Below are 3,723 nucleotides of genomic sequence, written 5' to 3'. Positions count from 1 at the left end.
CGAACGTATCGGCTGGGAATCCTTCTTCAAGCTGACCGGCCTGCAGTTCACCCACCACCTGATCGACGACTTCCGCGATCCGGCTTACTACACCTGGCGTCAGAGCACCCAGTTCAAGTTCTAAGCCGAGCTTGACAATACCCCGGCAGCGCTTTCCGGCGCTGCCGGGTTCAGGAGAAAAAAAATGGCTGACGAAAAAGACGTTGTTGTCGAATTCCTGAAGAGCAAATCCGCTTCCAAGTCCAAGTTCTACTTCAAGGACTTCACGGACCTCTTCCCCGACAAGGGCCCCCGCGAAGTGAAAAAGATCCTCACCAAGCTGGTGAACGAAGAAGTGCTGGAATTCTGGTCCTCCGGTTCCACCACCATGTACGGCCTGAAGGGCGCTGGCAAGCAGGCCCACACCGAAGGCGAAGACTAGTCGCGCCTTCGGCTTTTGAACGCCCCGGACTGCAACGTCTGCGCGTTTACAAAGGCCATTGGAGCTTCAACTCCTTTCTCAAGGAATGCCGCAACATCCTGTTGTGGCATTTCTTGTTTCTGTCCTTGCAAATATATGCCCGGGCCTGCGCTATCCTCAGCCCTCCGGCGTGGGCCCCTGCCATCCCCGCGCCCCACGCTCCGTACTGGCCTTGGCGGCCCCTCGATGCTGCCGAACAGGGCCCGACCTGTCTCCCTCCTCTCCGCTCTCCTCAGAGCTCCTGCAGGCCGTTCCGGCGCCCTGCACGCATCCTCCGCAGTGCTCTTCGTCATGGCACCGGGAGCATCAGCTCCTTCCCCGGCCATGGCGGTACGCTCTTCACGTCCGTGCCGGGAGCGGCGCTCCGCCCCGGACAGGGGAAAAGGAAGCTCACGCCTGCCACACAAAGGCGGATATCCCCGCGAACACGGAGACATCGTTGCCGCTCCAACTATTTTTCGTTGAAAAAGCCTGCCGTCACCAGTAGTCTGTGGCTGCAACACGCCCCAAAACGCCTGCCCCGCCACGGCCGGGCCGGACGCGAAGAGCACGGGGAGCGCCTTCCCGCTCCCGTCAGTCCTGGATACAGCAGCCATCAGACGGAGAGACCATGCACGACCATCCTGCTTCCCCCCGCACCGGGGCCACACCGGACCTGCCTGCCGGAACGCCAGCCCCCGAACAGGACATGGGCCAGACCCGGGCCCTGCTTCTGGAGATGGCCCGCTGCCAGTCGCTGGACCAGATCTTCCGCCTGGTGGCGGAGACCTTTGCCGCCCGGCAGGACGTGGCCCTGTGCCGCATCTGGCTGCTGGAGCAGACCGAGCCGAGCCTTTGCGCCAGCTGCCGCCATTTCTATGATTGCCGTGACCATCGCCAGTGCCTGCGGCTGGCGGCCAGTACCGGGCGCTCCCGCGTGGACGGGCATGTCTGGACGGCTCTGGACGGCGAGCACAGCCGGTTTTCCCTAGGGCTGGGCAAGGTGGGGCTCATCGCCCAGTCAGGCACCGCCTATCATGTGGATGCCGTCCGCCCGGACATGGACTGGGTGACCTCGCCCGACTGGATACGGCAGGAAGGCATCCGCACCTTCCTGGGCCAGCCGCTGGTGCACCGTGGCCGCGTGCTGGGGGTCTTCGCGGTCTTCAGCCGCGAAGTGCAGGATGCGCAGGCCATGGACCGCTTACGCATGATCGCGGACTATCTGGCGGTCTCCATCGCCAATGCCCAGGCCTTTGAAGAGCTGACCCGCCTGAAACGGCAGCTGGAGATCGAGAACGCCTATCTGAAGAACGACGCCCTTCCCCCGGCCGCCCTGGCGCTGACGGGCGACAGCCCCTGCATGCGCACGCTGAAGGAAAAGATCCGGCAGGTGGCCTGTACGGACGTGCCCGTCCTCATCACCGGCGAGGCCGGCAGCGGCAAGGAAGCCGTGGCCGCCGAGCTGCACCGGCAAAGCTTCGTGGCCGGCGGGCCGCTGGTGCGGGTCAACTGTGCCGCCATCGCGCCCGACAGCTTCGAGGACGAGTTCTTCGGCCATGCGGGCGCCCGCATGGGCTTTCTGGAGGCCGCCTCCGGCGGGACGCTCTTCCTGGATGCCGTGGACGAGCTCCCCCTGCCTCTGCAGGCCAGGCTCCTGCGCGTGCTGCAGGACAAGGAGTTCCGGCGCGGCGGCGAGGAGAGCGGACACAGGCTCAGCGTGCGCCTTGTGGCCGCCACCAGCCGCGACCTCTGCGATCTGGTGCGTGCGGGGCATTTCCGCGAAGACCTCTATTACCGCCTCAACGCCTTCCCCATCCGCATCGCTCCCCTGCGTGAGCGCCCGGAAGACATCCTGCCGCTGGCCCAGGCCTTTCTGGAGCATGACCGCGCCCACCTGCAGCGGCCGGAACTGGCTTTTGCCGACGATGCTCCGGGACGCCTGCAAGCCTATGCCTGGCCCGGCAATGTCCGTGAACTGCAGGAATGCCTCCTGCGCGCGGCCGCAGGCAGCACGGACGGGCTCCTGCACCTGGAGGCCCTGCCTCCGTCCCCTCCCTCTGCCGCTCCCCGGCCCGCCCTGCCTGCCGACGACAACGCCATCGTCTTTACCGAGGCGGAGATGCAGGCCCTGGAGCGGACCAATATCGCCAATGCCCTGCAACGCTGCCACGGCAAGATCTATGGTGAGGACGGGGCCGCGGCCCTGCTGGGCATCAGCCCCACCACGCTCTGCTCCCGCATCAAGAAGTTCGGCCTCCGCAAACAGGACGCCTGATCCGGGCCGCGAGGCGCACACGCTGAAGATCCCGGCCCGCGACCCCCGTGTCCCCTGCGGCCTGCCAAGACTCCTGCTAAAGGCGCAGGGGACGGCGTGTCCTCGTATGGCCCTGCCTGTGCCGGACCGCGTGCGCTTCACTCCCTCTTAACAACGATTTTTCGTTAAAATAATGCTATGGATATAAATCTCACAGCCTAAAAACGAAAATTCCTCTTTTTCTCTTGCCAAAAGCAACGATTTTTTGTTACAAGAAGGCCATGCCGTGGCTGAAAAGGCCATCTTTACCCCCGAGGATGCGTCGTTTTTCAGCATTTGGTAAAATATTCAACGATTATTCGTTGAAATATGCACTCATGGAGGTATGGCAATGCCGAAACATGCGACTCCCCTGCTGGACCAGCTCGAAAGCGGCCCCTGGCCGAGCTTTGTGTCCGACATCAAACAGGAAGCCGCCGCCCGTGCGGCCAATCCCAAAGGACTCGACTATCAGATCCCCGCTGATGCCCCTGAAGACCTGCTGGGCGTCCTGGAACTTTCCTACGAGGAAAAGGAGACCCACTGGAAGCACGGCGGCATCGTGGGCGTGTTCGGTTACGGCGGCGGCGTCATCGGCCGTTACTGCGACCAGCCCGAAAAGTTCCCCGGCGTGGCCCACTTCCACACCATGCGTGTGGCCCAGCCCGCCGCCAAATACTACAACACCCAGTTCCTGCGCGATCTGTGCGACATCTGGGACCTGCGCGGTTCCGGTATCACCAACATGCACGGTTCCACCGGTGACATCGTGCTCCTAGGCACCCAGACCCCGCAGCTGGAAGAGATCTTCCACGACCTGACCCACAAACTGCACAACGACCTCGGCGGTTCCGGCTCCAACCTGCGTACCCCCGAAGCCTGCCTCGGTCAGTCCCGCTGCGAATATGCCTGCTACAACACCCAGGACATGTGCTACCAGCTGACCCAGGACTACCAGGACGAACTGCACCGTCCCGCCTTCCCCTAC

The 3,723-nt window shown here is 63.6% G+C and carries 2 protein-coding genes and 2 pseudogenes; all 4 read left to right on the top strand.

Features of this window, described 5'->3' with window-relative positions:
* Positions 1 to 124, top strand: a pseudogene (locus Q1X76_RS09920) (sulfite reductase, dissimilatory-type beta subunit); the annotation flags it as partial.
* A 60-nt stretch (positions 125 to 184) separates the two neighbouring features.
* On the top strand, positions 185 to 421 hold the full coding sequence (locus Q1X76_RS09915; RefSeq protein ID WP_300719713.1) for a dissimilatory sulfite reductase D family protein: 237 nt from the start codon (positions 185 to 187) through the stop codon (positions 419 to 421).
* 649 nt (positions 422 to 1,070) lie between these two features.
* Positions 1,071 to 2,717: a sigma-54-dependent Fis family transcriptional regulator gene (locus Q1X76_RS09910; protein ID WP_300719711.1), complete on the top strand. Its 1,647-nt coding sequence runs from the start codon at positions 1,071 to 1,073 to the stop codon at positions 2,715 to 2,717.
* Positions 2,718 to 3,087: 370 nt separating this feature from the next.
* Positions 3,088 to 3,723: pseudogene (locus tag Q1X76_RS09905) on the top strand (sulfite reductase, dissimilatory-type subunit alpha); the annotation flags it as partial.

The sequence above is a fragment of the uncultured Desulfovibrio sp. genome, assembly GCF_949282365.1.
Taxonomy (GTDB): Bacteria; Desulfobacterota; Desulfovibrionia; order Desulfovibrionales; family Desulfovibrionaceae; genus Desulfovibrio.
The sequence above is the reverse complement of the archived record's forward strand: the minus strand, read 5'-3'. Positions and strand labels throughout refer to the sequence as shown.

Coding starts and splice junctions, on each gene's coding strand:
- Q1X76_RS09915 (WP_300719713.1), top strand. CDS start 185: ATGGCTGACGAAAAAGACGTTGTTGTCGAATTCCTGAAGAGCAAATCC.
- Q1X76_RS09910 (WP_300719711.1), top strand. CDS start 1,071: ATGCACGACCATCCTGCTTCCCCCCGCACCGGGGCCACACCGGACCTG.